Raw genomic sequence first — 25,347 nt, forward strand, 5'->3', positions numbered from 1 at the left:
AGCCCTCCGGTATCCTTTTAGCCGGATGAGCAAAACAGGTTGGATAAGGCATTGCAGGATTATGGCCAACAGCCACAAGAAGCATGTTCCGACAAGTCGTCGTCTACGTTTTTTGAATTATCTGGCGAGAAACAGTCTGAACGTGTGCAGCCGATTATGACCTAATTCAGTCGTTAGTTTGCCTTTGTCGAGCGAAATGGCCTGATCATCGGTTTCGATGTGGGTGGTGCTAAACCCTTTTGCGATGGGTACATTGGCAGACACCGTTACCGCTTTGTTGGTGTCGGCCACGTTCCAGACGCGCATGATGATACCTTTCTCAATGCCTTCTTCGGCCGGTTTCAAGGCCCAGAGCATTGCGTCGGGGTCAGACAGGCTAACGAGCGAAAACTGGCTGGGGTCGTAGCCTGCCCCGCCTTGAATGGGGTGCGCAACCAGCGGGTTCTGATGCGCCAGGGAGAACCGCATGGCGTCATTGGCGTTGAAGCCCCCAATATGCGGTTTCAGGGCTAGAAAATGCTCGAAATACGAATCGCCATCCTGATTGATCATGCCCAGCGCATTGTCGATCTGCCCAGCCGCCAGCACTTTGAGTTGGGGCGTATCCTCATCCAGCTTCGTATTGGTGCTTTTACCGACTTTCATGAAATACGCATCCCGATTCGACAGGATCATACCCCGGCTGGCGTCTGACATATCGGCGAAATGATTCATGGCCAGCCAGTCGAACCGGCTGGCGGTGTCGGCATAGTGTCCGCCTTTTGTGGTTGGCTTCACCCGCAAAATGGCTCCCGCTTCTTCATGCCACGTATCGGGCTTGTCGAGGTTGAGCGAAAAGGCATAGGTGACCGCTTTGGCATCCAGATTCTGGGTGATGTAGTTCTCCAGTTCAATGCGGTCGCTGTTTTCAAAGAGAGTCACTTTTGAGGTGTGCTTGATGGGTTTGTACGAAGAAGCCATCAGCGTGACCGATACCGCGCCTTTATTTTCTACCCTGACCTTATCTCCCTGATTGCCCAACCCAGACCCTAAATCATTGAGGTACAGCTTATCCGTTGCCTTTACCCATTCCCGATTCGTTGCTTTTTCGATCAGACTCGTGATAACGCCCTGAGCGGTAAATTTTAGTTTATAGAACCGGTTCTCAATGGTACTGTCAGTGACGGCCAGGCTGCTTTGGAACGTAGCCGGTTTAGCCACCTTTTGTATCTCAAATACCTTGTAGCCAACCGACGGAACATTGGACGCCAGAATCCGCAGGTAGGGTTTATCCTTTTTTCGGATCAGTTGAAAAGGCACTTCCTTCCCATCGGTTTTGTCGACCACCCGAATCGTAGCCGGGCCAGCGTAGGGGTAATCGCTATAATCGGAACGTACCCAGTTCAGCGGGTTAAACACATAAAATGACTCCGTCGTGTTGTTAGGTTTTGCAATCAACTGCCCCAGCCGTTTGAGCGACCGGTTGTACAGCGTGTCTACGTAACTGATAAAAATACCCGCCGTTTTCTTCTGCCAGTCGGCGCGTTGTTTGCGCGTGATGTGCGGCCCGTCTGCGGTCCAGTCGTGCTCGAAATACATGCCACACGCCAGCCACGCTTTTTCCTTTTGGGTGGCTAAATCCTGAGCAAATTTTTTGTCTTTCAGCGCAACGAATGTGTAAACGGCTTCGGCCGTTCTCAACTTTTCAATAGCCCGTTTTACCGAAGCCGACACCTCAGCTAGTGAGGCAAAACTATTGCCCCATTCGGTACTGCCATACGAGGTCGTTTCTGTCGGTAATGAAGCGCCATATTGTTTCTCAAAGTCTGTAAAGAAATCGATTTCGTTCGACACAATCACCTCGTAGTCGGCTCCGGATTTGTCTTTAGCAACCTTTGGAAAATTACTGGTCAGGGTTTTCAGATCGTCGCCCCCTTTACCAAATGCACCCGCTATCGAGTACGGATAAACAGGGTCGTTCATCAGGGCTTTACAATCGGTGACCGCATTGTTTTGATGCGCGGCTTCCAGGTACGTTCCCAGGTTATATCGGTACTCTTTCCGGTTGGTAATCATCGACGGATTTACGGAATACCATTTCATCAACACGCGTTGATCGTCAAGGCCTTTGTACCAATACATCTGGTGCTTATGCCGGTCGAGCCCCGTCACTTTGGTGGCGCAGGCACAAACGCCTTTCCAGGAATACCTGGCCCCCGACCCGGCCCATAATGACGATAAGCCCAGAGGCAATACCTGATCTTCCATGTTCAGCACCAGCGGTAAATCCAGTCCGTACTTCCGCTTCAGCGAGCCGGCATAGTACATGTCGCGCAGGGTGGCTTCGGCGGGAGCAGCGCCCATCAGCACAATCATAGAATTCAGCGGCACGGTAATCTTGCCATCTTTGATTTGCTTGATCAATTTCGAAAACTGCTCCGGGCTGCGCGTTTCCCGGTAGTTGTAGACCCAATACGACCCATCGCAGTTCCACTTGTTCTGCAGGTTGTAGGGCAGATGAGCGGTCGAGTCGTTGAGCTTTATGTAGTAATCCAGCATGTCCGAGAACGCCTTTTTATAGGTCTCTTCGTCGCCCGTCCACATATAGTCGGTATGGTCGTCGTTGGCGAGGTAAATCTTTTTGGGTTGGGCATGCAGGTACGTTGTCAACGTGATGAACACCAAAAGGAAGCTTATTTTCAGGACACTGGCTGTACGAAAAGGGGTAGCTAAGTTCATTGTTCCAGGGTTCAGGGTGGGTTTACTGCCGACAGAGCAAAATGGCTTTCGTTGTTGTATTCCAGGTACTAATCAGGTTGCTTGTCCGTCCAGAGGGTAAAATCATCCCAATAGACCTGAAGCGTTTTGCCCTGCGCCCGTACGTGGTTGACCAACTCTTTGGAGGTGTACAATTTCATGGGATTATAGCCCGTGATGCCGTTGGGTGACGGATCGGTGGTGTTGTGGGTGAAGTTGGTAATGTCATACACGACCTGCCGGGGCTGCCCGTCGGGGGTAATGGCCAGATAAAAACGCCCCGTGTCGCGATTCCCTTCTTTGAGGTAATACTCCATCGTAAACCACCTTCCGATGGGTACCGCCACGGTTGACGAAGCCGAATTGGCGTGCCATACTTCCTTCTGACCCGCGTTTTCAGCATTCAGAATAAATTTCAGTTCGTTTTGGGGGCCACTTGCCTTGCCGATACCGAGCGTGATGCGAAAGCCGTAGGGCTCGCCTTTCACCCACCACTCGTTGTTCCAGAACTCGGAGATCGTGCACCAGCTAATGGCCCTTGGGTACGTCTTCAGCGCGTTGAAATCGTCGGTCAGGAACACCCGAACGGACTGATACAACTCGGTAAGCCCTCCGTTGATGCCGTACAAATTGGTTTGGATACGGGCTTTTTGCTGGTTTTCAGAAGCCGCCCACGAGTCATTGAGCCAGTAATGGAGTACGTGGTTTTTGGGATTACCCGGTTCAGCCATAACGCGGGCAAATCGTTTGGTCGAATCGCCCCCCGTGTACTGTACCTGCATTCGGCCACCCTTCACCAGCCGTTGCCAATCGGTGCGCCAGTTACTGTTGGCCGAAAAACTCGTATCTACGCCGTCGATGTATTCCATTGGGGCACCGTGGTCATTCGTGCCGTTGAGTTTCAGCACACGGCTACTCCCCTCAAAACCAGTCTGGAAGAGCCGTTTACCGGTAGATGGCCCCTGCTGAGCATGACAATACAAAGAAGCCAGCATATAGCCCAACAGGAGGCTGACGAAACGAACGGTCATAGGGGCCATGTCTGATTTCAGTTTTCGGTAGTTGATCTGCTCCTTTTTGCGGATAGGTACATGAGTCATTTCGGATTGGCATCCCTTACAGCAGCCAGCAAAGTCATCCAGGCGAAACAGCAGTCGCCCGATTGCGGATCAGTCCGGTCGAGCGCCAGATAAAAGGGGCAGGCCTCCGCAGATAAGCCATCTGGCTGCCAACCAGGGGCAATCAGCCTAATCCTTCTGCTGGGCGTAGTGCGCGTTATTCCCGGTTCAGGTCATGCCGAAACGTTGCAGAAATTTATCTCACCCGTAACCGCACCCATTGGCTTTACGTAAGGCTACTATATAATCATCAGGAATAACTCCATCCGACGGGTTCACTATTTTTTTTAGCCCGGAAAGTCCGCCAAACAGGACATCATGGCCATTTTTTTAAGAAATCTCATAAAAAATGGTCTAAAATCACAAAATCGAGTAAGGGATATCCCATCTTGATCACTCTTGTATGGGTAAGCATTTACTGCATATCTTTTTATGGCTCTACCTACTTCCGATAGCAATCCTGAACCGGCGCCATTTCGCTCATCGGAGGAGCCCAAAACGCGTCACTTCGATGATCGGGAAACTTTTATCCGGCAGGCGTTCGCGCAAAACCCACGGGTTGGTTACGAGCTGTTGTTCAGACGGTACTACCAACCGCTTTATAGCCACGCTACCCGCCTGGTTTATTCGCCCGATGTGGCGGATGATATTGTGAGTGAGGTGTTCCTGAACTTCTGGCAAAAGGAATCGTACACAAACGTTACCACATCGTACCGGCTCTATTTGTTTATGTCGGTGCGGTATGCCGCCTTTGCTCACCTGCGTCGGGAGTTCAAACACGAATCGCTGGATATACTGGAAGCGCAACAGGCGGCACTGGATACCCCTTCTGCCGAAAAGATCATCCTGTACGATGAACTCTATCTATCCATTGATCAGGCCATAAAATCGCTGCCGCCCCAGAATCAGCGGGTGTTCATGCTGAGCCGGTTCGACGGTAAATCGCACGCTGAAATCGCCCGGTTATTGTCGATCTCCCCTAAAACGGTGGAGGTGCATATTCACAAAGCCCTGCGCTTACTCCGAACAATTATTGCTGAACTATAAGGGATAGCCCGGTTTGGCGACTCTCTAGTGTAAGCATTATACATACAACCTAATGAATCAGGACATAAATCGGGAGCTGTTGTTTCTATACTGGTCGGGCCTGGCCACACCCATGCAGCGTAAGCTAATCGTGGAATGGCTTCAGGAATCAGCGCATCAGGAAACGTTTTATCAGTGGCTCACAGAATGGGAAGACCTTTATCCCCAATCGCTAGGCGATACCGATAAAGCCTGGGTGGCCCTGAGCAGCCGTGTCGATGGAGAAGCAGCCCAATCAGCACCGGCAGAAACCCAGTCGAGTCGTCCCCTGCCGGTATGGCGGCCGCTGGCTGGCTGGTGGATGATGGCGGCTAGTTTTGTTCTGATCATGGGGGTAAGCTTTCTGCTGCGCGATACGCTATTCTGGAACACCTACCGGACCGGCAGCGGGCAGATCGCTACCATCCAGCTGGCGGATGGTAGCCAGGCCACCCTCAACGCGAATTCTGAACTGCGCGCGCCAATTTATTTCCTCCCGTTCGGAGACCGCTCCATCCAGCTGACAGGAGAAGCCGATTTCTCCGTCACCCACCAGAAAAATCACCAACGTTTCATTGTAAAGACGCCCAGTAACGTAGATGTCGTTGTGCTGGGTACTGAGTTTGTGATCCGGTCGACAGGAAAGCAGTTTCGGGTGGCCTTACATACGGGAAAAATTGCCCTCAAGCAGGATACAAGCCGTACCGATAAGCCGCTGATGACGCTCAAACCAGGTGATGTGGCTTCCATCGATACAGGAGGAGCCCTTCAGCTGGCCACTCGCCAGCCAACCCGCCAGTTGACGACCTGGCGAAATCGCCTGTTTGTGTTTGATCATCATTCGCTGGGCGACGTGCTGACGATGCTGAACGACCAGTTTGGCGAGACCATTAAGCTGGAAAACGACTCCCTGGCCAACTATCAGATTACCGGTCGTTTTCGGGCCGAACGGGCCGAGGATCTGCTGGCGGTAATCACCGAAATTACGGGTTACCGGATTGTGACGCGCAATAATCAGAAATACCTGGTCAACTAAATCTAGACAATCAATCTGTATTCCTAACTCTACTATGCTGCTTTCTACCAGACCATTACAGCGGACTCTGGGCTGGAGCATATTCGGTTTGCTTTGCCTGACACTGCAAACCGGGTATCCACAGGTTTTGGCTGCCCTTGGCCGAAAGTCTCACCAACCCGCTTTTAAAGCAACGCAACAGCAACAGGTTCAGCTACGCACTGTCTTACTGGATCTGATGAACCAAAAGCAGGTCAATATTCTCTTCGATGAGCGCCTGCTGGTTGACAAACTCATTTTTACCGGGCAAGTCAAGACCAGCTGGTCAGTCGAGAAAACGTTATCGACGTTGTTGGAACGGACCGGTCTGCGCTACCGTCGCATTCGAAAGGATACCTACCTGATTCTGGAAAAAAACGACACGAAATCGGTTCAGGTAAACCCCTTGCCTGCGGATATCAAAGCCGTTGCCACGGCCAGCAAGGGAAGCGACAGTCCGCTGGCGCAACCGATGAACCCCGGTCTGGTTCCGCTGCAGATGAAACAACCCCTGGATCAGACGGTAACCGGCGTAGTGACTGACAGCGAAAAAGGAGAGCCTATTCCGGGCGTTAGTATCGTGATCAAAGGAGCTACCCGAGGAACCAACACGGATGCCAACGGTAAATTCAGTATCTCCGTCCCCAATGGAAACGCGGTGCTGATATTCAGCTTTGTGGGGTTCGAAAAGCAGGAAGTGACTGTAGGGAACCGCACCCAGCTCAACATAGCCCTGAATAACGACCTCAAAGAACTGAATGAAGTACTGGTAGTGGGGTTTGGTACCCAAAAAAAAATAAACGCGACGGGAGCCATTTCGACCATTGGCACCAGAGAACTGATTCAGTCGCCGGTGGCCAACATCAGCAACTCGCTCGTAGGCCGTTTGCCCGGCTTGTTTGCGACCCAGTCGGGTGGTGAGCCGGGGAACGACGGCTCCAAAATCAGAATCCGCGGGGTAGGTACGTTTTCGGGAAATACCGATCCGTTGACGCTCGTAGACGGTATTCAGGTTGACAACTACAACAACATCGATCCCAACGAAATTGAGTCGGTAACGATTCTGAAAGATGCTTCTTCAACGGCGGTATACGGGATCAGGGGGGCCAACGGTGTACTGATCATCACCACGAAGCGGGGAAAAGTAGGCCCACCCAAAGTGAGCTACACCTTTAACCAGGGCTTCAATTCGTTCACCGACATGCGGGAAATGATGAACAGTGCCGATTATGCCACGCACTTCAACGAAGCCCTGAAGAATGATACGTTCGTAACGGGGGCGGTTTACGTTCCCCGCTACACGGATCAGGATATAGAACTGTATAAAAACGGGCAGGACCCAATTTTTCACCCCAATGTGGACTGGTTTGATGTGATGTTTAAAAAAGTCTCGACTCAGTCGCAGCACAATATCAACATCAGCGGAGGGCAGACCAAAGTAAAATATTTCATTTCGGCGGGGTTCTTCAATCAGGAAGGCTTGTTCAAAGATACCCGGGATGTGGTGGACGCCTTTTCGCCCCAGTCGATCTACAAGCGCTACAATGTCCGGTCAAACTTCAATTTCAACGTAACCCGCCGGTTGAAACTTACCCTCGACCTGTCGTCACAAACCGAAACTCGGAGCGGTAACAATGGACCGAGTACCGAGCGTGTGGTGGGTGATATTGGCCGGGCCAGCCCCCTGAGTACGCCCGGTGTGGTAGACGGCAAAGTGGTCAATATTACTACGGGTTCCCAGAACAACCCCTACGTCAGCCTGCTTTACCCGGGCCTGGCGGGGGGGCTCAAGCGCTCCTACCGAAACTACCTCAATGGAAACGTGCGGGCTGATTATGACCTCGATGCACTGACGGCCGGCCTGTCGGTCCACGCCAACGTAGCCATGCAGACCTACAACGACCAGCAGATTACCAACACCAAAACGCTGATTACCTACCTGGCTACCAAACTGCCCGATGGCACGGTCAACCTGGTCCCCTCAACTACCGAAGCGCAGTTCAATTTTGCCCAGGTGGGCACGTTCACCAGACGCGTAACCGCCGAATTTGGTATTGACTACAAACGAAGCTTCGCCCTGCACAACGTCACGGGGCTGCTGCTCTATAACCAGCAAAAAACGTTCGACCCCGCCCTGGCCTTTTTGATTCCCAAAGGCTATCAGAGCTTTGTTGGCCGGGCTACGTATGATTATAACGGTCGGTATCTGGCCGAAGTCAACGTTGGGTACAATGGCACGGAGAACTTTGCACCGGGCAAGCGGTTTGGCTTGTTCCCGGCCTACTCGTTGGGCTGGGTAGTGTCGCAGGAGCCATTTTTTCAGAAAGCCGGCTTTATCAACTTCCTCAAAATCAGAGGCTCGTATGGCGTTGTGGGGAATGATAACATTGGCGGTACGCGCTTTCTCTACCGCTCGACCAGCTATTCGTCGGTGCCTAACATCTACTATTTTGGCAATGTAGGCAGTACCTATAGTGGCTTTCCCGGCATACGGGAAGGAGCCACCGGAAACCCCGACGTGACCTGGGAACGAGCCGTCAAACAGAATATAGGCCTGGAGATGTGGTTTTGGAAAGACAAAATCAGGTTTACGGCCGATGTCTTTAACGAGAAGCGTAGTGATATCCTGGCCACGCCCCAAACCATTTCATCGATTGCCGGTCTGGCGCAACCCGCCAGCAACCTCGGCAAAATGGAGAACAAAGGGTATGAAGTCGATATTGCCTACACCGATAAAATAGGCAACCTGGGGTATCGCGTTTCGGCTAATTTAAGCTTTGCCCGCAACAAGGTTCTGTACCGCGATGAAATACCCAACAGGTACGCCTACCAAAATCGGACTGGGCAGCGGCTCGGGCAAAACTTCGGGCTTATTGCCGAAGGACTGTATAATACGCTGGAAGAAGTCAACGACCCGGCCCGGCCTGTTTACTCGTATTCAAATAATAAAATCCAACCGGGAGACATCAGGTATCGAGACTACAACGGTGACGGGATCATCGACAATTTCGATGCCGCCCCGATTGGCTTCTCCAATATTCCCGAAAAAACGTTTGGATCCACCATTAGCCTCAATTACAAAGGGTTCGATTTCTCGGTACTTTTTCAGGGCGTTACCAACGTGTCGCACTATTACACCCGGTTTCAGAAAGGGACCGGTTACGGGCAGGCTCCCCCGGAAGGATCGCCGAGTTATTTTAACGAAAGCTGGAGTGTCGAACGCTACGAAGCTGGCTTACCCATCCGATTTCCCCGGTTTTCGGTCAACAGCAATCCGAACAATGAAGGGTCTTCGTTCTGGCTGGCCGACGCCAGTTACCTGCGGCTAAAGAATGCCGAAGTAGGCTACAAATTCCAGCCGGGCATCCTCAAGCGCGTCGGGCTAAACTCGTGTCGTATCTATGTAAATGCCAACAACCTGATTACCTGGGATAGAATGCTGCCGGGTATCGATCCCGAGAACACCTCGACCGGTGATACCAATACGGAACCCTACCCGCTCGTACGAACCATCAACGCAGGATTGAACCTGAATTTTTAATAAACCACCCCTATGAAAAAGCTGTACTTCATCGCTACGGTCGTTATCTGCTGCTTCATAACGACTGCCTGCGAAAAGAAATTTTTGGACAAGGCCCCTGGGGTTGACCTCACAGAAGACAACGCTTTTCTGAACAAAGCCAACCTGGAAACGTTTGTGACCACCATTTACCGCTACGCTGTTCATTCAAACTTCCGGTACAGAATTCAGAGTGAAGCCGTTGCCAGCCCAGCCAATTATTACACCCCGTTCTCGGGCGTAAACACCACCGACTGCATTCACCCCAGTTCCAGTATCAGCGATGAAGGCGATGCATCGGAAGCTGCCTTTATAAACAACAACCGGTGGAACGAAGGGGTCATCCTGCCGGCCAACATCGTAAACGTAGAGGACTTCCGGTACTACATCCGCTGGATCGCCATGCGACAGATTAACCTGGTACTGAAGCGGATCAATGAAGTTCCCGATGCCGACGATGCGTACAAAAAGCAGGTCGTTGCGGAAGTGAAGGCCCTGCGGGCCATGAATTACATGGAAATGCTGAAACGCTATGGCGGGGTGCCTATCGTAGAAAAGGTATTTCAGCCAGGCGAGCAGGTAGACGTGCCCAGAAGTTCGTTCGACGATTGCGTCAAGTTTATCGTGAAAGACGTTGATGAGGCCATTCCCAATCTGCCGGCTGTCTATTCTGCCTCTCAAACGGGTCGTATAACCGCGCTGGCGGCTCTGGCCATCAAATCAGAAGTACTGCTTTACGCAGCCAGCCCCCAGTTCAACACGGCTACCCCCGTGATCAGCATGGGCAATGCGGCCGATAATCAACTGATCTGCTACGGCAATGCCGACCCCAACCACTGGAAACTGGCTGCCGATGCCGCCAAAGCCGCTATCGACTATGCCCTGGCCAATGGCTACGGCCTTATCGACGAGCCGGCTAACCGGATTCCGAAAGAGTTGGATAATGGTACGGTTGGCCCCCTCGGAAACTACCGGGTGTCGTGGGAAACGAATAATAACAAAGAGCTGATCATGATGTACCAGGGCGGGGCCAACAGCGCCAACGGCATTACCAATGTCGGCAATGCGCCCCTGACGTTCTGGAACCCAACCTGCTACGGCTCGTTCTGGAGCGGCATCAGCGTACCTCTGAATTTCATAAGGAAATACGAGAAACTCGACGGAACACCCCAAACCTGGGATGCCGCCGGCGGAACCGATCTGATCGCCAAATACAACGAACTGGACCCCCGCTTCAAGCAAACCATGTCGTACACGAACGGCTACTATACCGCCCGCGACCCCATTGCTCAGATTTATAATGGCGGTAAAGATTACGCGAACTGTAAAGGCGGTGTCTGGCTCCGTAAGTACATCCCCCGCAATGCCACCAGCGCCAATTTCGTCATGAACGACGTGATCTTCCGGGTCAACGAACTGTATCTCAACTACGCCGAAGCGCTGAACGAATTTTCGGGCCCGGTAGCGGAGGCCTATGCCGCCGTAAACGCCATCCGAACCCGGTCGGGGATGCCGAACCTGCCAGCAGGATTAACCAAAGAGCAGTTCCGCCAGCGGGTCCGTAATGAAATTGCCATCGAGCTGGTCAACGACGATCATCGGTTCTGGGACATCAAACGCTGGCTCATTGCCGAAGAAGAAGGGGTAATGAAAGGCAACTTCGAGGGCTTACAAATTACGCGGACGGGTACGGCTCCCAATTACAAATACACCTGGAAACCCTACACGTTCGAGACCAGGACATTCAATAAAAACATGTACCTGCACCCGTTTCCGCAAAACGAAGTGCTCAAGGGAAACCTCATTCAGAATCCCGGCTGGTAAGCTCCTCACACCATGAAACGATCCTATACCAACAAAGGGGCTTCACTCTTTCTCCTGTTTGCGCTCACCGCTCCGGCTCTGCAGGCGCAACAGGGCGTGGATATGCCCGTACCCACATTGGATACCATTGCTCCGTACACGAAGCCGGCCAGCCGGGCCATTGGCTACGGCACCCAGCCGGTTAGCCACGTAACCAGTGCCATTTCGACCGTGTACGGGGTTGATTTAGAAAAAAACTTTACCCTCAACCTGGGCAATACGCTGTATGGCCGCTTACCTGGTTTGTCGGTTACGCAGGGCGGGTCGGAGCCGGGGGCGGCTACGCCGGGCCTGTTTGTGCGCGGGGTAAACACTTTTGGCGGGGCAGGTAATGCTCCCCTGTACGTGATCGACGGGTATATCAGCAACGGGTCGGGTACGTCCAATGCCTTCATGCAGCTGATTCCCGAAGAAATTGAAACCATTACGGTGCTCAAGGATGCCTCAGCAACGGCCATTTACGGGGCTCGCGGGGCCAATGGCGTTGTGCTGGTGACCACGAAAGCAGGTAGAGAAGGCCCCCTGCGCATTTCGTTTACCACCAAACAGGGCTTTAATCAGGCTCAGTACCTACCCAAGTTTTTGAATGCCTACAACTACAGCGTTCTCTACAATGAAGCCCTGGTAAACGACGGCCTGCAGCCTCGCTATACCGATGCCGACCTGGAGGCTTACCGGAACGGCACCGATCCCGTATTTCACCCCAACGTCGACTGGTACAAAGAAACCCTGCGGAAAACAGCACCCGTTTCCAGCTACAACCTGACGTTTGGCGGGGGCGACAAATTCGTGCGCTACTTCGTAATGCTGAACGCCCTGAGAAGCAACGGCCTGTTCAAAAAATTCGGGGATATGAACCGGTACGCCGGAGCGGAGGAAAGTTCGAACTCGAACTACTCGAAGTACAACTTCCGCACGAATCTGGATATCAGCCTGACCAAACGATTTACCGCAGAATTCAAGATTGCCGGCTCCATCGAGCAAACCAATAACCCCAACAACTACACCACCGGAGGAACGTTCAACCTGCTGGCCCAGCTGCCGCCCAATGCCTTTCCGGTCTACAACCCAAATGGGAGTTTTGGCGGTAATGCCTTGTACGCCAATCCCGTAGCCAACTTGCTATCGACCGGGTTCTACAAAAACAATTCCCGCACCATTCTGACCTCGCTGAAATTTACGGAGCAATTAGATATGCTGGCCAAAGGGTTGAGTGCGTCGGTGGCGCTCTCGATCAATAACTACTTCGAATCGGGCTCGCGAAAAACAAAGCAGTATCCCCGGTTTAGCCTTACAAAAGGCGCAGCAGGCGATACGGTATACAGCCCGGCTATTGGTCAGTTAACATCCCTGGCCGGCGCCGAAGAAACGCTCGATCAGTACCGCAACCTGATTATCCAGGGCTTTCTGAATTACAACCGGACCGTTGGCAAAAGTAATGTGTCGGCGATGTTGATGGTGAATACCGACAATGTAACCGTGTTCGGGCCAGCCTCAGACCCGTCAACACCGACAGCCAACTCAACGGACCCCTACAAACACAACAGTGCCGCCGGCCGACTGACGTATGCCTACAATAACAAGTACATTGCCGAAGCGTCGGTAGGGTACATGGGCAGTGATATTTTTGCGCCCGGCAACCGGTATGGCTATTTCCCGGCGGGTTCCATCGGGTGGGTTGCCTCCAATGAAAAATTCCTGACGAACAGTACAGCCATTGATTATCTAAAATTCAGGGGCTCATACGGTCTGGTTGGCAACGATATAATTGTACCGCTGGGCTTGTCGACCCGGTATGCCTATACGCCCACCTTCGGCGGAGGGGGTTACTTTTTCGGCACGGGAAACACGGCCGTCGGTGGCTTTGCCGAAAACGCCATTGCCAACCCCAACGTGACCTGGGAGAAAGAGAAGTCGGTCAATATTGGGCTGGATGCCACCCTCTTTAAAAACATCGACATCACCTTCGATTATTTCAACCGGGACCGGTACGACATTGTGGTACCATCGAACAGCACAACGCCATTGATTCTGGGTATAGTGACGCCTAACCTGAATCAGGGCAAAGCCAATAACCGGGGTTTCGATGGCTCCATCCGATACACCAGTGGTAGCAAAAACGCTTTTCAGTTTTTTGTCGAGACCAACCTTTCGTACTTTAAAAACAAGATTGTGTTCAACGCAGAGGCTCTTCAGGCCAACACGCAACTGTACGGAACGGGGCGGGCCATTGGTCAGCCGCTGGGTCTGAAAGCCATTGGCTTTTATAGCGAGGCCGATATTGCCCAGCGCCTGATCGATCCCAAAACCGTACCCGGCGTGCTGACCGAAGTGATCAGGGCGGGTGATATAAAGTACCAGGACATCGGCGGACCCGACGGCAAACCCGATGGTGTCATCGACGGTAATGACCGCTTGCCCATTGGTAAACCCGGTTTGCCGAACTTCTCGGCGGGTCTGCACACGGGCCTTCGCTACAAAGGCTTCGATGCCGATCTGGTGTTTCAGGGTGCTACTGGGAATACGGTTTATTTGGGCGGCAATTACTTCCAGGCCTTCCAGAGCAACGGCCAGGTTGCTCCGATTGCGCTCAACCGCTGGACACCCCAAACGGCCGAAACCGCCGACTACCCACGGTTGTCCTCGAAAGACAATCTCAATAACTACCAGTTTTCAACCTTCTGGCAACGCGATGGCAGCTTTGTCAAGTTGCGTAGCGCCGAAGTTGGCTACACGATACCGGCCAGTTTGTCGAACCAGATCCGAATTCGAACAGCCCGGTTCTTCCTGAACGGTACCAATCTTTTCTCGATCGACCGAATTCCATACGGCGACCCTGAATCCCTGACCGGATACCCTGTAACCCGGACGGTGACAGTGGGCCTAAGCGTTCAGTTGTAACTCATTTTAATCGGAGCTAACGAATGAAGAAATATATCTATAGCATCATTTGCCTGATCGGGACAGGGCTCGCGGCCTGCCAGGATCTTGACCGTGAGTTTGTGACCACCATTGGCCGAAACGAGATTGAACAGTCATTTGGCAACGTCCAGGCTTTACTGAACGCCATTTATTCCGACATTCCCGATGGCATGCTGTACATTGGGGGAGCGGCTATGATGGCATCGGCCACGGACGAAGCCGAGTTCACCGCCGAAACAAACACCGTTCAAAGCTTCAACACCGGCAGCTGGAACGCGATCAACAACCCGGACTTCGTGTGGGGCAACTACTACCGGAGTATTCGCAAGGTGAACCAGTTTCTGCTGTCTACCGGAAAAGTCAACCTTGACCCCTGGAAACTGGACCCGTCGCCTTCGGCCCAGCAAGTGTATCAAACCAACCTGGCGGCTATTAAACGGTGGACATACGAAGCCCGGTTTCTGCGCGCTTATTATTATTTTGAACTGGTAAAGCGGTACGGTGGCGTACCCCTGCTCACCAAAGCGCTCTCGCTGGAAGATGATGTCAGGAACATTCCCCGGGCGTCGCTCAACGATTGTCTCCAGTTTATAACCGCCGAGTGCGATTCGGCAGCGGCCCAGCTGCCCCTCAACACCTCCACCTTCCCCTACGTAGCGGCTACCGATCTGGGCCGGGTTACCAGGCTCACGGCGCTCGCGCTGAAAAGCCGCGTGTTGCTCTATGCCGCCAGCGATTTGTTCAATAACCCGGGCTGGGCGGGCGGCTATGCAAAGCCAGAATTCATCGCACTCCCCACCGGCGACCGGGCGGCCCGCTGGAAAGCGGCTTCCGATGCCGCAAAAGTCGTGATCGATGCGGGTGGTGCTGTGACGTTGGGGAACTACAAGTCGCTCTTCAACACGTTCAATAACCCCGAGATTATTTTTACCCGAAGCAACGCGGCCAGTAATCAGTTCGAGCGAAACAACTCCCCCATCGGCTTCAACCTGGGCCTTAGCGGGAACACGCCGTCGCAGGATCTGGTGGATGCGTATGAGGTAAAAGTAAACGCCACTACGGCCGTCAAGTTCGACTGGAACGACCCGGCTATGCGGGCCAATCCGTACGCTAACCGGGACCCGCGGCTGGGCTTTTCCATCGTTACCAACAACTCGGCCTTCGGTACGCCCAGCCGTAACGTGCAGCTTTGGACCGGTGGCCTCGATGCCAGGCCGATCATCAATGCGTCTAAGACCGGTTATTATTTGCGGAAATACCAGATTGAAAGCCTGAACCTGATCAACGGGAACACGGGCGTTCACAGCTGGATCATCTTCCGTTTTCCGGAGATGTATCTCAATTATGCCGAAGCCCTGAACGAATGGAACCCCGGCAACGCCGATATCAAGAAATACGTAGACCTGGTGAGAACGCGCACGGGCGTGGCCATGCCTCCCCTGCCGACCGGACTTTCGCAGGCCGACATGCGGGAGCGGATTCGTAATGAAAAACGGGTTGAGTTTGCCTTCGAAGATCACCGGTTCTGGGATGTGCGCCGATGGATGCAGGGGCCCGCTTATTTTAACAAGCCACTAACGGGCGTGAACATCACCCGCAATGCCGACAACACGTTTACCTACGCGGTGGTAAAGGTAGAAGATCGGGTGTTCACGCCTAAAATGTACCTGTATCCGATTCCCCAGAGCGAACTGAACATCGTTACCGGCATGATCCAGAATCCACTCTGGTAAGGATCGACCCACGCAACCCTATGGCAGATCAATTTACCCCCACGGAGCATAGTCAGCTGTGGGACCGGTTTCGGACGGGAAGCCCGGGCGCTTTTTCGCAGCTGTACCGATCGTTTGCCGCCGATCTGTACAGCTATGGGTACAGGCTGGTTCGCCACAAAGAACTGGTAGAAGACTGTCTCCACGAGCTGTTTTTACACATTCACGAAAACAGATCCAGACTTGGCTACACCGATAATATCCGCTATTATCTCTGCCGCGCATTACGCCGTCGGCTGGCCGAATCGGTTGAACGCCTGAACCGGCTGGAATCGAGCCCGTGTCTGCTGGACAGGCCAGCATTTCTGACCCATTCGTATGAAAGTTTGCTGATTGACGAGCAGGTGGTAGCGCACCAGCAGCGGGTTTTGGAAACAGCGATGAACCGGTTGCCAAAGCGTCAGAAAGAAATTCTGCATTTGGTTTACCTGCAGGGGCTGACCTATCCGCAGGCGGCCGAAGTCATGAATCTATCCATGAAGAGCGTTTATAACACCGTTCATGTGGCGTTGAAAACACTGCGGGGGCAGGTTAAACCGTACAGTAAGCACCAGGCTTTTTTCGGCTTTTGACGCGAATAACAAACCTGCCCACATGCTACTATCTGTTAATCAGCGATGCTCAATGAGGCTCAGCCGTATACCCATAGCCCTGTTACCGCCCAAGTCATCTGCCCATTCGGTTGGCCGGATCAATCCTGTATTGCTGTTCATCTCACTGCCGTTGCTTGTACTTTTTTCGGGCACTATCCGTGGCCAGTCGGCCCCCTCTACCGGTGCGCTGCCAAACCAATTACAACCCTGCAGGGCCAGCCTCCGCCAGGATACATTGGTGATCGAAAACGACAGGATTGCCCGGCACTATCGCTGGAATAACGGCCATCTGATTACCCTAAGCCTGACCGACAAAAAGCAAAAGAAAACTTGGACCTGGCTTAGCCGCGAGCCCGACTGTGCGTTTCCCGGCCACACTTCGACCGAAGGCCAGGGGATCTTCGAGACAAAACAGATTTTGGGCCAGCCCAACCAGGCCGACCATCTGGAGGTGAACGTAACTACCCAGCTGGGCACGCTGGCCGTGCGACGGGTTTTTCGGATTTATCCGGGCATCGCTGCGATCAATTGTACGTTTTACCTGCGCGGAAAAGCCTCGGCCGAGTGGCTTCAGACCGCCAGAGAGGCTGGGTCGGGGATGGATTTCAAAAATATTGAGTCGCAAAACGACCTGAATAAATTCAATGCGACGGTGCCGGCAATGGACAGACTGGCGCTGGCAGGCAACCACTGGCGGGGGCGGGCGGTTGAATTCACCGACATGACCGACCGCAACAACACGCTGGTTACGGAGGTCAGCTACAACCTGTACCGACAGCCGGGATACCTGAAAGGCAATCTGCTCTGGCTGACGGATAACCTCACCGATGCGTCGTTTTTTGTGCTGAAAGAAGCCCCCGTATCGGCGGTGCAGCTGGCCAATCCGGGCTTCGATTTTCTGGTAAAAACCGGGAGTGTTCAAACGGTAGGCGCCGGTATGTTGCCAACCGACCTTTCGGTATCGGAATGGGTACGGGGCTACGGCTATACGCTTGGGTTGGGCGGTCCGACAGAGCTTGAGGGATTGCAAACACTACGTAGCTATCAGGATGCCAGACACCCGCGCCGGCCCGACCGCGACGAGATGATCATGATGAATACCTGGGGCGACCGCAACAAGGACACCAGGATCAGGGAACAATTCATCATCACCGAATTGAACAGGGCCGCTGAACTGGGTATAACCCGGTTTCAGATCGACGACGGCTGGGAGCTGGGTAAGTCGATGAATTCGGCTACCCCGGGAGGCAGCAGCGAGAACATCTGGAAAAACCCCAATTACTGGAAACCCGATCCCGACCGCTTTCCCAACGGCCTAAAACCCGTGATCGACGCGGCCAGAAAGCTGAACATCGAACTGGGCCTGTGGTTCAGCCCCAGCCCCGACAGCAGTTTTCATCATTGGGATAAAGACGCACAGACGCTGATTGGGCTGTATAAGCAGTACGGCATTCGGACGTTTAAAATTGATCTGGTTCAGATACCCGACAAAACGGCCGAGGTCAATTTTCGCCGGTTTCTCGATACGGTGATGGCTGGCACCAATTACCAGGTGGTGTTCAACATGGACGTTACCGCCGGTCGGCGCAACGGGTATCACTTCATGAATGAATACGGCAACCTGTTTCTGGAAAACCGGTACACCGACTGGACCAATTATTACCCCTACTGGACACTCCGCAACCTGTGGAATCTGTCGAAATATGTGCCAGCCCAGAGTTTGCAGATCGAGTTTCTGAACAAATGGCGTAATACCGACAAATACCCGGCAAACGACCGATTCGCACCCGCCAACTACACCTTCGATTACCTGTTTGCCATCACCATGATGGCTCAGCCGCTGGCGTGGTTCGAGGCTACGGGCCTGCCCGCCGAGGCTTTCCAAACGGGCAAGCTGATCCAGACCTACCGGGCTATTCAGCCGCAGCTTCATGGCGGTCAGATTTTTCCGATTGGGAGTGAACCCAGCGGGAAAAGCTGGACGGGTTTTCAGTCGGTGGTTTCGGCGAGCGAAGGTTTTCTCCTGGTATTCCGGGAAAACTCGCCCGCGGGTCAGCAAGCGATCCGGACCTGGTTACCCGCTGGCAAACGGGTCAGGCTACAACCCGTGGCCGGTGCCGGAAAAGCAACCGAAACGGCTGTGGGAGAGCATGGAAGCCTGTCGCTGTCCTTACCCGCGCCGAACAGTTTTGCTCTCTTTCGCTACAAGGTGTTGCAGTAAAAATCGATAAACGGCCATGAAACCTATCCGTCTGCTATCCTGGTGTACACTTCTGACCGGCTGCCTGCTGATGTCGTGCTCCGACTCGGCGGAGGTGCCCCAGGAAATTCAGTCACTGGCCGATAAACTGCCCGAATCGGTCGATTATAATCTGCACGTCAAGCCCATTATCTCGGATCGCTGTTTCAAATGCCACGGCCCCGACAAAAACAAGCTCGAAGCAGGGCTGCAGCTGGCTACCTACGAAGGCGCTACCAAAACGCTGGAAAGCGGAGTGGCGGCCATTGTGCCGGGCAATATTGGTAAGAGCGAACTCGTCAAACGCATCCTGAGCCACGACCCCGAAGACGTGATGCCCACGCCCCAATCTAACCTGACCCTGACCGACGAAGAAAAGGCCATTCTGGTGAAGTGGGTGCAGCAGGGCGCCAGGTACAAAGAACACTGGTCGCTGGTGCCCATCGAAACGCCCGACGTGCCCCGCGTCGGTAATAGTTTCTGGGCGCGCTGGGGCCTGACCGATGATGAACAAACGCGCTGGGTCCGTAACGATATTGACCGCTTTGTCCTCGATAAAATGAACGACGGTCCGGCGGTCCGGCGCGGCCTGAAGCCCTCGCCCGAAGCCGACAAAACGACGCTGCTCCGGCGGGTACACATGGACCTGACCGGCCTACCGCCAACGCCCGCCGAAGTTGACGCTTTCCGAAACGATACCCGGCCCGATGCCTACGAACGCGTGGTGGATAAACTGCTGGCTTCTCCTCATTTCGGCGAGCAACAGGCCGTTAGCTGGCTCGATCTGGCCCGCTTTGCCGACTCGCAGGGCTACCAGGACGACCCCATGCGCAATGCTTACCCCTACCGCGACTGGGTGATCCGGGCGTTTAACCAGAACAAACCCTTCAACGAGTTTATTACCGAGCAACTGGCGGGCGATCTGATTCCCGGCCCGGTAACACCCGCCGTTCGGCGCGACCGGCTGGTGGCTACGTCGTTCAACCGGCAGCACGCGCAGAGTGGCGAAAACGGCATTGTGCCCGAAGAATACCGCATCGAATACGTGGCCGACCGCACCAATACATTTGGCAAAGCCATGCTGGGGCTGACGTTTGAATGCGCCCGCTGCCACGATCACAAATACGACCCCATTCTGGCAAAGGATTATTATTCGCTGTTTGCGTTTTTTAACCAGAACAAAGAGACCGGCCAGATCACCCACAACGGCGAAGCCTGCCCGACCGTCATGCTGCCTACTGCCGAAGTAGAAAAAACCGTCCGCTATATCCACACCCATCTGAAAACCCTTGAACCAAAACTCAATCCTGCCATTTACCAACCCGCTTTTGCCCGCTGGGCCCGTAACCCCAAACCAGCCTCAACGCTGACACAGGGGCTGCTGGTGCATCTGCCGTTTGAGGAATCAGGTAACGACAGCTACGCCAATGCAACGGGTTTTGCCGTTGAGGCTTACGTCAGTGGTGACAAGGAACGCAAGCCCCTGCCCACGCCCGGAAAAGTGGGGAAAGGCCTGTTGCTCCAGGGCGATTGTGGCGTTGGCATTACCCTCGCGGGCGTAGACCAGGTCGATGGCCGCTTGCTGGAACCAGCCAAACGATTCGGGAAGGGGCTGAACTTTGAGCGAAACCAGCCGTTTTCGGTGAGTATCTGGGCCAACGTGAGGCAGGCCGGTGCGGAGGGCGCCCTGTTCCGCCGGTCTAACTACGAAAACGAAGGCTACCGGGGCTATGGCGTCCGGCTGAATGCCGACGGAACGCTGCGGGTGCTGCTCAGCTACGTCTGGCCCGCCAATTGTATTGAGCTGCGAACCCGTCAGAAACTACCGCTGCGGTCCTGGCAACACCTCACCCTGACCTACACCGGCAACGGCAAAGCCAGTGGCGTTCGGCTGTTCATCAACGGCCGCCCGGCCCCCTGCGAGCTCATCACCGACAACCTGACCAAAGGCCTGTTGCATGGCCCCTTTGGCACCAACAAATCGGACAAACTCCCCATTTTTGAGATTGGCAATGAGCAGCGGGAAAAAACGCTGCGGAACGTGGCTGTAGATGAGTTGCGGATTTACAACCGCCAGCTATCGGCCCTGGAGGTGCAGTCGCTGGCGGTCACCACCGGAGGCCAACCGGCCAATCTGGTTCCGGGCCTGCTGGCCCGTTCAACACGGTCGCCTGTCCAGCAGCAGCAACTCCTGGAGCACTACCTGCTGACCAGCGACTCGACCGCTGCGGAGTACCGCCGGCAACTGACCGACTGGCGCGGCAAAGAGGTTGCGTTGCTGACCGACGTGCCGGAGGTGATGACCATGCAGGAACTTCCCGTCAGCCAGAGCCGCCAAACGTTTATTCTGAAACGCGGGGTATTCGATGCGCCCGGCGAGCCCGTCATGGCCGAAACCCCCGGTAAACTGGGCAAGCTACCGGCCAATTACCCGCGCAACCGGCTCGGACTGGCGAAATGGCTGCTCGATGAATCGAATCCGTTGTTTGCGCGGGTGATGGTAAATCGGTTCTGGCAGCAGTATTTTGGCAACGGGCTGGTAAAAACACAGGAGGACTTTGGCAATCAGGGCGAGCTCCCCTCCCACCCTGAACTACTGGACTGGCTGGCGGTGCAGTTCAGGCACGATGGAGTAAACGGCTGGGATGTCAAAACATTCATCCGGCGGCTGGTCACGTCGGCCACCTACCGGCAATCGTCCGTGGCCACCAAAGAGCAGATCGAAGCTGACCCGGACAACAAGTGGCTGGCCCGAGGATCGAGTTATCGCTATGCCGCCGAGCAGGTGCGCGACAATGCGCTGGCTGCCAGCGGCTTGCTGGTACGTGACATTGGCGGGCCGAGCGTGTACCCTTATCAACCCGCAGGCATCTGGGAGGCCCTGGCTACCCGGAACACCGTCAGCTACCGCCAGAGCCAGGGCGATAGTTTGTACCGGCGGAGCATGTATACGATCTGGAAACGAACCTCACCGCCACCCATGATGCTCAACTTCGACGCGCCCGACCGGGCCTTGTGTACGGTCCGGCGGCAGAAAACCGCTACCCCCTTGCAGGCTTTGGTAACGCTAAACGACCCGCAGTTTGTGGAAGCCGCCCGCGTGCTGGCCGAGCGAACCATAAAACGTACCCGAACGCTCGACCAACGGATCAATTACTTTTTTCAGGCTGCCCTATCCCGACGACCTCGACCAACCGAACTGGCCCTGCTCCGGCAACTGTACAACACCGAGTATGCCGGTTTTCTGACCGAAAAAAGCCGGGCCGAGTCGCTGCTCAAGGCTGGGGAGTTCCCCCGCGATGCCTCGCTTGCCCCCGCTGAAGTAGCTGCCTATACGGTGGTCGCAACGACTATCCTGAATTACGACGAAGCCCTGGTAAAACGCTGACCCACCATGCAAACAGACCTGGAACATCAGATTCATGACCAGTTCAGCCGCCGGAATTTTCTGGGTCAGGCGGGTCTGGGCGTTGGGGCCGCTGCGCTGGCGTCGTTACTACCCCGGCAGACGCTGGCATCGGCCGATCAGCCCAGCGGTACGGGCGGGCCTCACTTTGCGCCAAAAATAAAGCGGGTCATCTACCTGTTCCAGAGCGGGGCGCCCTCGCAACTCGAAACCTTCGATTACAAGCCCAAACTCGAAACCATGTGGGGTCAGAACCTGCCCGAATCGGTGCGGAACGGGCAACGGCTCACGGGTATGTCGGCGGGGCAAAGCTCGTTTCCGCTGGCGGCCTCACTCTTTAAATTTGCGCAGTATGGCCGGAGCCGGGCGTGGGTCAGCGAACTGCTGCCGCACCATACCAAAATCGTGGACGACGTCACGTTCATCAAGTCGATGTACACCGAGCACATCAACCACGATCCGGCGGTGACGTTTATCCAGACCGGCAACCAGATTGGCGGACGCCCGTCTATGGGTTCCTGGATGAGCTACGGCCTGGGTTCCGAGAACAAAAACATGCCCGCCTTCGTGGTACTGCTGTCCAAAGGTCGCGCCGGCGATCAACCCCTGTACGCCAAGCTGTGGAGCAATGGATTTCTGCCCTCCACGCATCAGGGTGTCATTTTCCGGTCGGGGCCAGACCCGATTTTTTACCTCAACAATCCGGCGGGTATCGACAAAACCTCGCGCCGGAACATGCTGAATACGCTGGCCAGGCTAAGTCAGGATCAGTACAAACACGTGCTCGATCCCGAAATCAACAACCGGGTGCAGCAGTACGAAATGGCCTACCGGATGCAGGCGTCGGTACCCGAAACCCTCGACATCGCCAGCGAACCCGGTTATATTTTCGATATGTACGGCCCGGAAAGCCGCATCCCCGGTACGTTTGCCGCCAACTGCCTGCTGGCCCGAAAACTGGCCGAGAAAGACGTGCGGTTTATTCAGCTCTACCACCAGGGCTGGGACCAGCATTTCAACCTGCCCAAAGACATCAAAACCATGGCCTCGTCGGTAGATCAGGCCTCGGCAGCACTGATCCAGGACCTCAGACAGCGCGGCTTGCTGGACGATACGCTGGTCATCTGGGGGGGCGAGTTCGGGCGGACCAACTACTCGCAGGGCAAGTTGACGAAAGACAATTACGGGCGTGATCACCACCCGCGCTGCTTCACAGTCTGGCTGGCCGGGGGCGGTATCAAAAAAGGATTCACGCTGGGCCAGACCGACGAGTTTAGCTACAACATCACCAAAGATCCCGTTCACGTCCACGATTTGCAGGCGACGGTGCTGCACCTGCTGGGTCTTGACCACGAGAAACTGACGTTCAAATTCCAGGGTCGCCGGTACCGCCTGACCGATGTGGCCGGTAAAGTCGTGAAACCTATTCTTGCCTAACGTCAACCGCTTATTAGAACCGAACTGTCTATGAACTACTACACTGGATTGATTCAGCTGAGCTTGTTGCTGCTGAGTACACCGTTACTGGGCTGCGATCAGAAGGCCGTAGAGGATATTGTGGCTCCGGCGCCCCCCCCGGTAACCGCAGTCGCCCGGAGTTATTATGTCTCCGAGGCAACCGGCTCCGACGCCAACCCGGGTACCTCCATCAATGCCCCCTTGAAAACAATCACGGCTGGGCAAGCACTGGCCACCCCCGGCGACACGGTATTTATCATGAACGGGTCATACATACCCGCCACCACCATTCAACTGCTAAAATCAGGAACGGAAGGAAAGTACATTACCTACAAGGCCTATCCGGGGCACACCCCTAAATTCATCTTTTCCGGAAGCATCTGGAATGCGGTAAGCATCAATGGCTCTTACCTGGTTCTGGAAGGCATCGAATTTCAGGGCAATAACCAGAATCTGACCTATGCCGACGCCCTGGCTTCGTATAATGACAAACAGGCGGGTGGAACGAATAATGACCGATATGCGACCTATAACATGAACGGCATTTCGATCGGAGGCCCAAGAACGGATTCTAAGTTTCCGCATCACGTAGTCATCCGCAACTGTAAGATACACGATTTCCCGGGGGGCGGTCTCAGTGCCATTCAGACTGATTACATAACATTTGACGGGAACACGGTTTACAACAATGCCTGGTATATGATGTATGGCGGCAGCGGCATTAGTATTCTGACCCCGTTTGACAGCGACGCCAACACCGGGTACAAAAACATTGTCCGAAACAACATCTGCTATAACAACAAAACGACCATACCCTGGATTGGCCTCACCCCCGCGCGGCTTTCGGATGGCAATGGCATCATCATCGATGTCAACCTGCGTCCATACAATTCGACCGCAACGGATAAACCGTATAAGGGTCGGACGTTGGTTGAAAACAATGTCAGTTTCAATAATGGGGGGTCGGGTATCCATGCGTTCGACGCAGCGCACATCGACATTATCAACAACACGACCTATAACAACGCCCAGATTATGGTCGACTACGCCGACCTCTATGCAAATACCTGCAACGATGTACGAATTATGAACAACGTTGTTTATGCGAAGCCCGGCGGAAAGTGCAATTCAAATAACAAAAACACCAACGTTATCTACGATTACAATATCTACTTTGGGGGTACCACGGCGGTAAAGGGGCCCAATGATAAAGTGATGGACCCTCAGTTTATCAACCTGTCGACCAATGCAGCCGTAGCTAACTTTTCATTAGCGGGTGGAAGCCCAGCCATCAACGCCGGGACCCAAACGCTGTTCTCCCCGAAAGATATTAAAGGGGTAGCGCGGCCCAAAGGGGGAGCCATCGATTGTGGCGCCTATGAAGTTCAGTAGTTCGCTGATCTTCAGGCGGATCAGGCAGTTTGCTAAGGTTCGGCGGGTTCAGGCCTGCCCTATACCCTTTCAGCACCGCCGTTGCGGGGCTGGGCAGTCGACCATCGTCTCCCAGCCCCGCAACGGCGGCCCGGCCTAAGAGCTTGTTTGGGGAAGGAATTGATGTGAAT

13 protein-coding genes are annotated in these 25,347 nt (G+C 54.2%); 11 read left to right on the forward strand and 2 right to left on the reverse strand.

Annotation, left to right across the window (positions count from 1 at the left end):
* Window positions 1-117: 117 nt before the first annotated feature.
* Both B1C80_RS05645 and B1C80_RS05650 read right to left on the reverse strand, forming a co-directional pair.
* Window positions 118-2,718 carry a hypothetical protein gene (locus tag B1C80_RS05645; RefSeq protein ID WP_077920067.1) on the reverse strand — a complete coding sequence of 867 codons (2,601 nt, stop codon included), beginning with the start codon at window positions 2,716-2,718 and terminating at the stop codon, window positions 118-120.
* Window positions 2,719-2,786: 68 nt separating this feature from the next.
* Entirely contained in the window at window positions 2,787-3,836 is a 1,050-nt protein-coding gene (locus tag B1C80_RS05650; protein WP_077920068.1) for a hypothetical protein, read from the reverse strand.
* 450 nt (window positions 3,837-4,286) lie between these two features.
* On the opposite strand from B1C80_RS05650, the gene B1C80_RS05655 reads away from it, so the two are divergent.
* From B1C80_RS05655 to B1C80_RS05705, 11 genes are all read left to right on the forward strand, one after another.
* Window positions 4,287-4,901, forward strand: a complete 615-nt coding sequence (locus B1C80_RS05655; RefSeq protein ID WP_077920069.1) for an RNA polymerase sigma-70 factor — start codon at window positions 4,287-4,289, stop codon at window positions 4,899-4,901.
* Between the two features lie 52 nt (window positions 4,902-4,953).
* Entirely contained in the window at window positions 4,954-5,955 is a 1,002-nt protein-coding gene (locus tag B1C80_RS05660; protein WP_077920070.1) for a FecR family protein, read from the forward strand.
* A gap of 217 nt (window positions 5,956-6,172) precedes the next feature.
* Window positions 6,173-9,514 carry a TonB-dependent receptor gene (locus B1C80_RS05665; protein ID WP_077920071.1) on the forward strand — a complete coding sequence of 1,114 codons (3,342 nt, stop codon included), beginning with the start codon at window positions 6,173-6,175 and terminating at the stop codon, window positions 9,512-9,514.
* A gap of 12 nt (window positions 9,515-9,526) precedes the next feature.
* A complete protein-coding gene (locus B1C80_RS05670) occupies window positions 9,527-11,356 on the forward strand; it encodes a RagB/SusD family nutrient uptake outer membrane protein (protein ID WP_077920072.1) in 1,830 nt (609 codons plus the stop codon).
* A gap of 12 nt (window positions 11,357-11,368) precedes the next feature.
* A complete protein-coding gene (locus B1C80_RS05675) occupies window positions 11,369-14,296 on the forward strand; it encodes a TonB-dependent receptor (protein WP_077920073.1) in 2,928 nt (975 codons plus the stop codon).
* 23 nt (window positions 14,297-14,319) lie between these two features.
* Window positions 14,320-16,050, forward strand: a complete 1,731-nt coding sequence (locus B1C80_RS05680; RefSeq protein ID WP_077920074.1) for a RagB/SusD family nutrient uptake outer membrane protein — start codon at window positions 14,320-14,322, stop codon at window positions 16,048-16,050.
* A 20-nt stretch (window positions 16,051-16,070) separates the two neighbouring features.
* On the forward strand, window positions 16,071-16,661 hold the full coding sequence (locus B1C80_RS05685) for an RNA polymerase sigma factor (protein ID WP_077920075.1): 591 nt from the start codon (window positions 16,071-16,073) through the stop codon (window positions 16,659-16,661).
* 52 nt (window positions 16,662-16,713) lie between these two features.
* Window positions 16,714-18,903, forward strand: coding sequence for an alpha-galactosidase (locus B1C80_RS05690; RefSeq protein WP_077920076.1), 2,190 nt, complete (start codon window positions 16,714-16,716; stop codon window positions 18,901-18,903).
* Between the two features lie 16 nt (window positions 18,904-18,919).
* Window positions 18,920-22,309: a DUF1553 domain-containing protein gene (locus tag B1C80_RS05695; protein ID WP_077920077.1), complete on the forward strand. Its 3,390-nt coding sequence runs from the start codon at window positions 18,920-18,922 to the stop codon at window positions 22,307-22,309.
* A gap of 6 nt (window positions 22,310-22,315) precedes the next feature.
* Window positions 22,316-23,764, forward strand: coding sequence for a DUF1501 domain-containing protein (locus tag B1C80_RS05700; protein WP_077920078.1), 1,449 nt, complete (start codon window positions 22,316-22,318; stop codon window positions 23,762-23,764).
* A 30-nt stretch (window positions 23,765-23,794) separates the two neighbouring features.
* Window positions 23,795-25,177 carry a right-handed parallel beta-helix repeat-containing protein gene (locus B1C80_RS05705; RefSeq protein ID WP_077920079.1) on the forward strand — a complete coding sequence of 461 codons (1,383 nt, stop codon included), beginning with the start codon at window positions 23,795-23,797 and terminating at the stop codon, window positions 25,175-25,177.
* The last annotated feature ends 170 nt before the right edge of the window (window positions 25,178-25,347 follow it).

Source organism: Spirosoma sp. 209 (assembly GCF_002006735.1).
Lineage (GTDB): Bacteria > Bacteroidota > Bacteroidia > Cytophagales > Spirosomataceae > Spirosoma > Spirosoma sordidisoli.

Excerpts from the sequence above, each read along its gene's own strand:
- B1C80_RS05650 (WP_077920068.1), bottom strand. The coding sequence starts at position 3,836 with ATGACTCATGTACCTATCCGCAAAAAGGAGCAGATCAACTACCGAAAA.
- B1C80_RS05685 (WP_077920075.1), top strand. The coding sequence starts at position 16,071 with ATGGCAGATCAATTTACCCCCACGGAGCATAGTCAGCTGTGGGACCGG.
- B1C80_RS05690 (WP_077920076.1), top strand. The coding sequence starts at position 16,714 with ATGAGGCTCAGCCGTATACCCATAGCCCTGTTACCGCCCAAGTCATCT.
- B1C80_RS05670 (WP_077920072.1), top strand. The coding sequence starts at position 9,527 with ATGAAAAAGCTGTACTTCATCGCTACGGTCGTTATCTGCTGCTTCATA.
- B1C80_RS05665 (WP_077920071.1), top strand. The coding sequence starts at position 6,173 with ATGAACCAAAAGCAGGTCAATATTCTCTTCGATGAGCGCCTGCTGGTT.
- B1C80_RS05660 (WP_077920070.1), top strand. The coding sequence starts at position 4,954 with ATGAATCAGGACATAAATCGGGAGCTGTTGTTTCTATACTGGTCGGGC.
- B1C80_RS05655 (WP_077920069.1), top strand. The coding sequence starts at position 4,287 with ATGGCTCTACCTACTTCCGATAGCAATCCTGAACCGGCGCCATTTCGC.
- B1C80_RS05700 (WP_077920078.1), top strand. The coding sequence starts at position 22,316 with ATGCAAACAGACCTGGAACATCAGATTCATGACCAGTTCAGCCGCCGG.
- B1C80_RS05680 (WP_077920074.1), top strand. The coding sequence starts at position 14,320 with ATGAAGAAATATATCTATAGCATCATTTGCCTGATCGGGACAGGGCTC.
- B1C80_RS05645 (WP_077920067.1), bottom strand. The coding sequence starts at position 2,718 with ATGAACTTAGCTACCCCTTTTCGTACAGCCAGTGTCCTGAAAATAAGC.
- B1C80_RS05675 (WP_077920073.1), top strand. The coding sequence starts at position 11,369 with ATGAAACGATCCTATACCAACAAAGGGGCTTCACTCTTTCTCCTGTTT.
- B1C80_RS05695 (WP_077920077.1), top strand. The coding sequence starts at position 18,920 with ATGAAACCTATCCGTCTGCTATCCTGGTGTACACTTCTGACCGGCTGC.
- B1C80_RS05705 (WP_077920079.1), top strand. The coding sequence starts at position 23,795 with ATGAACTACTACACTGGATTGATTCAGCTGAGCTTGTTGCTGCTGAGT.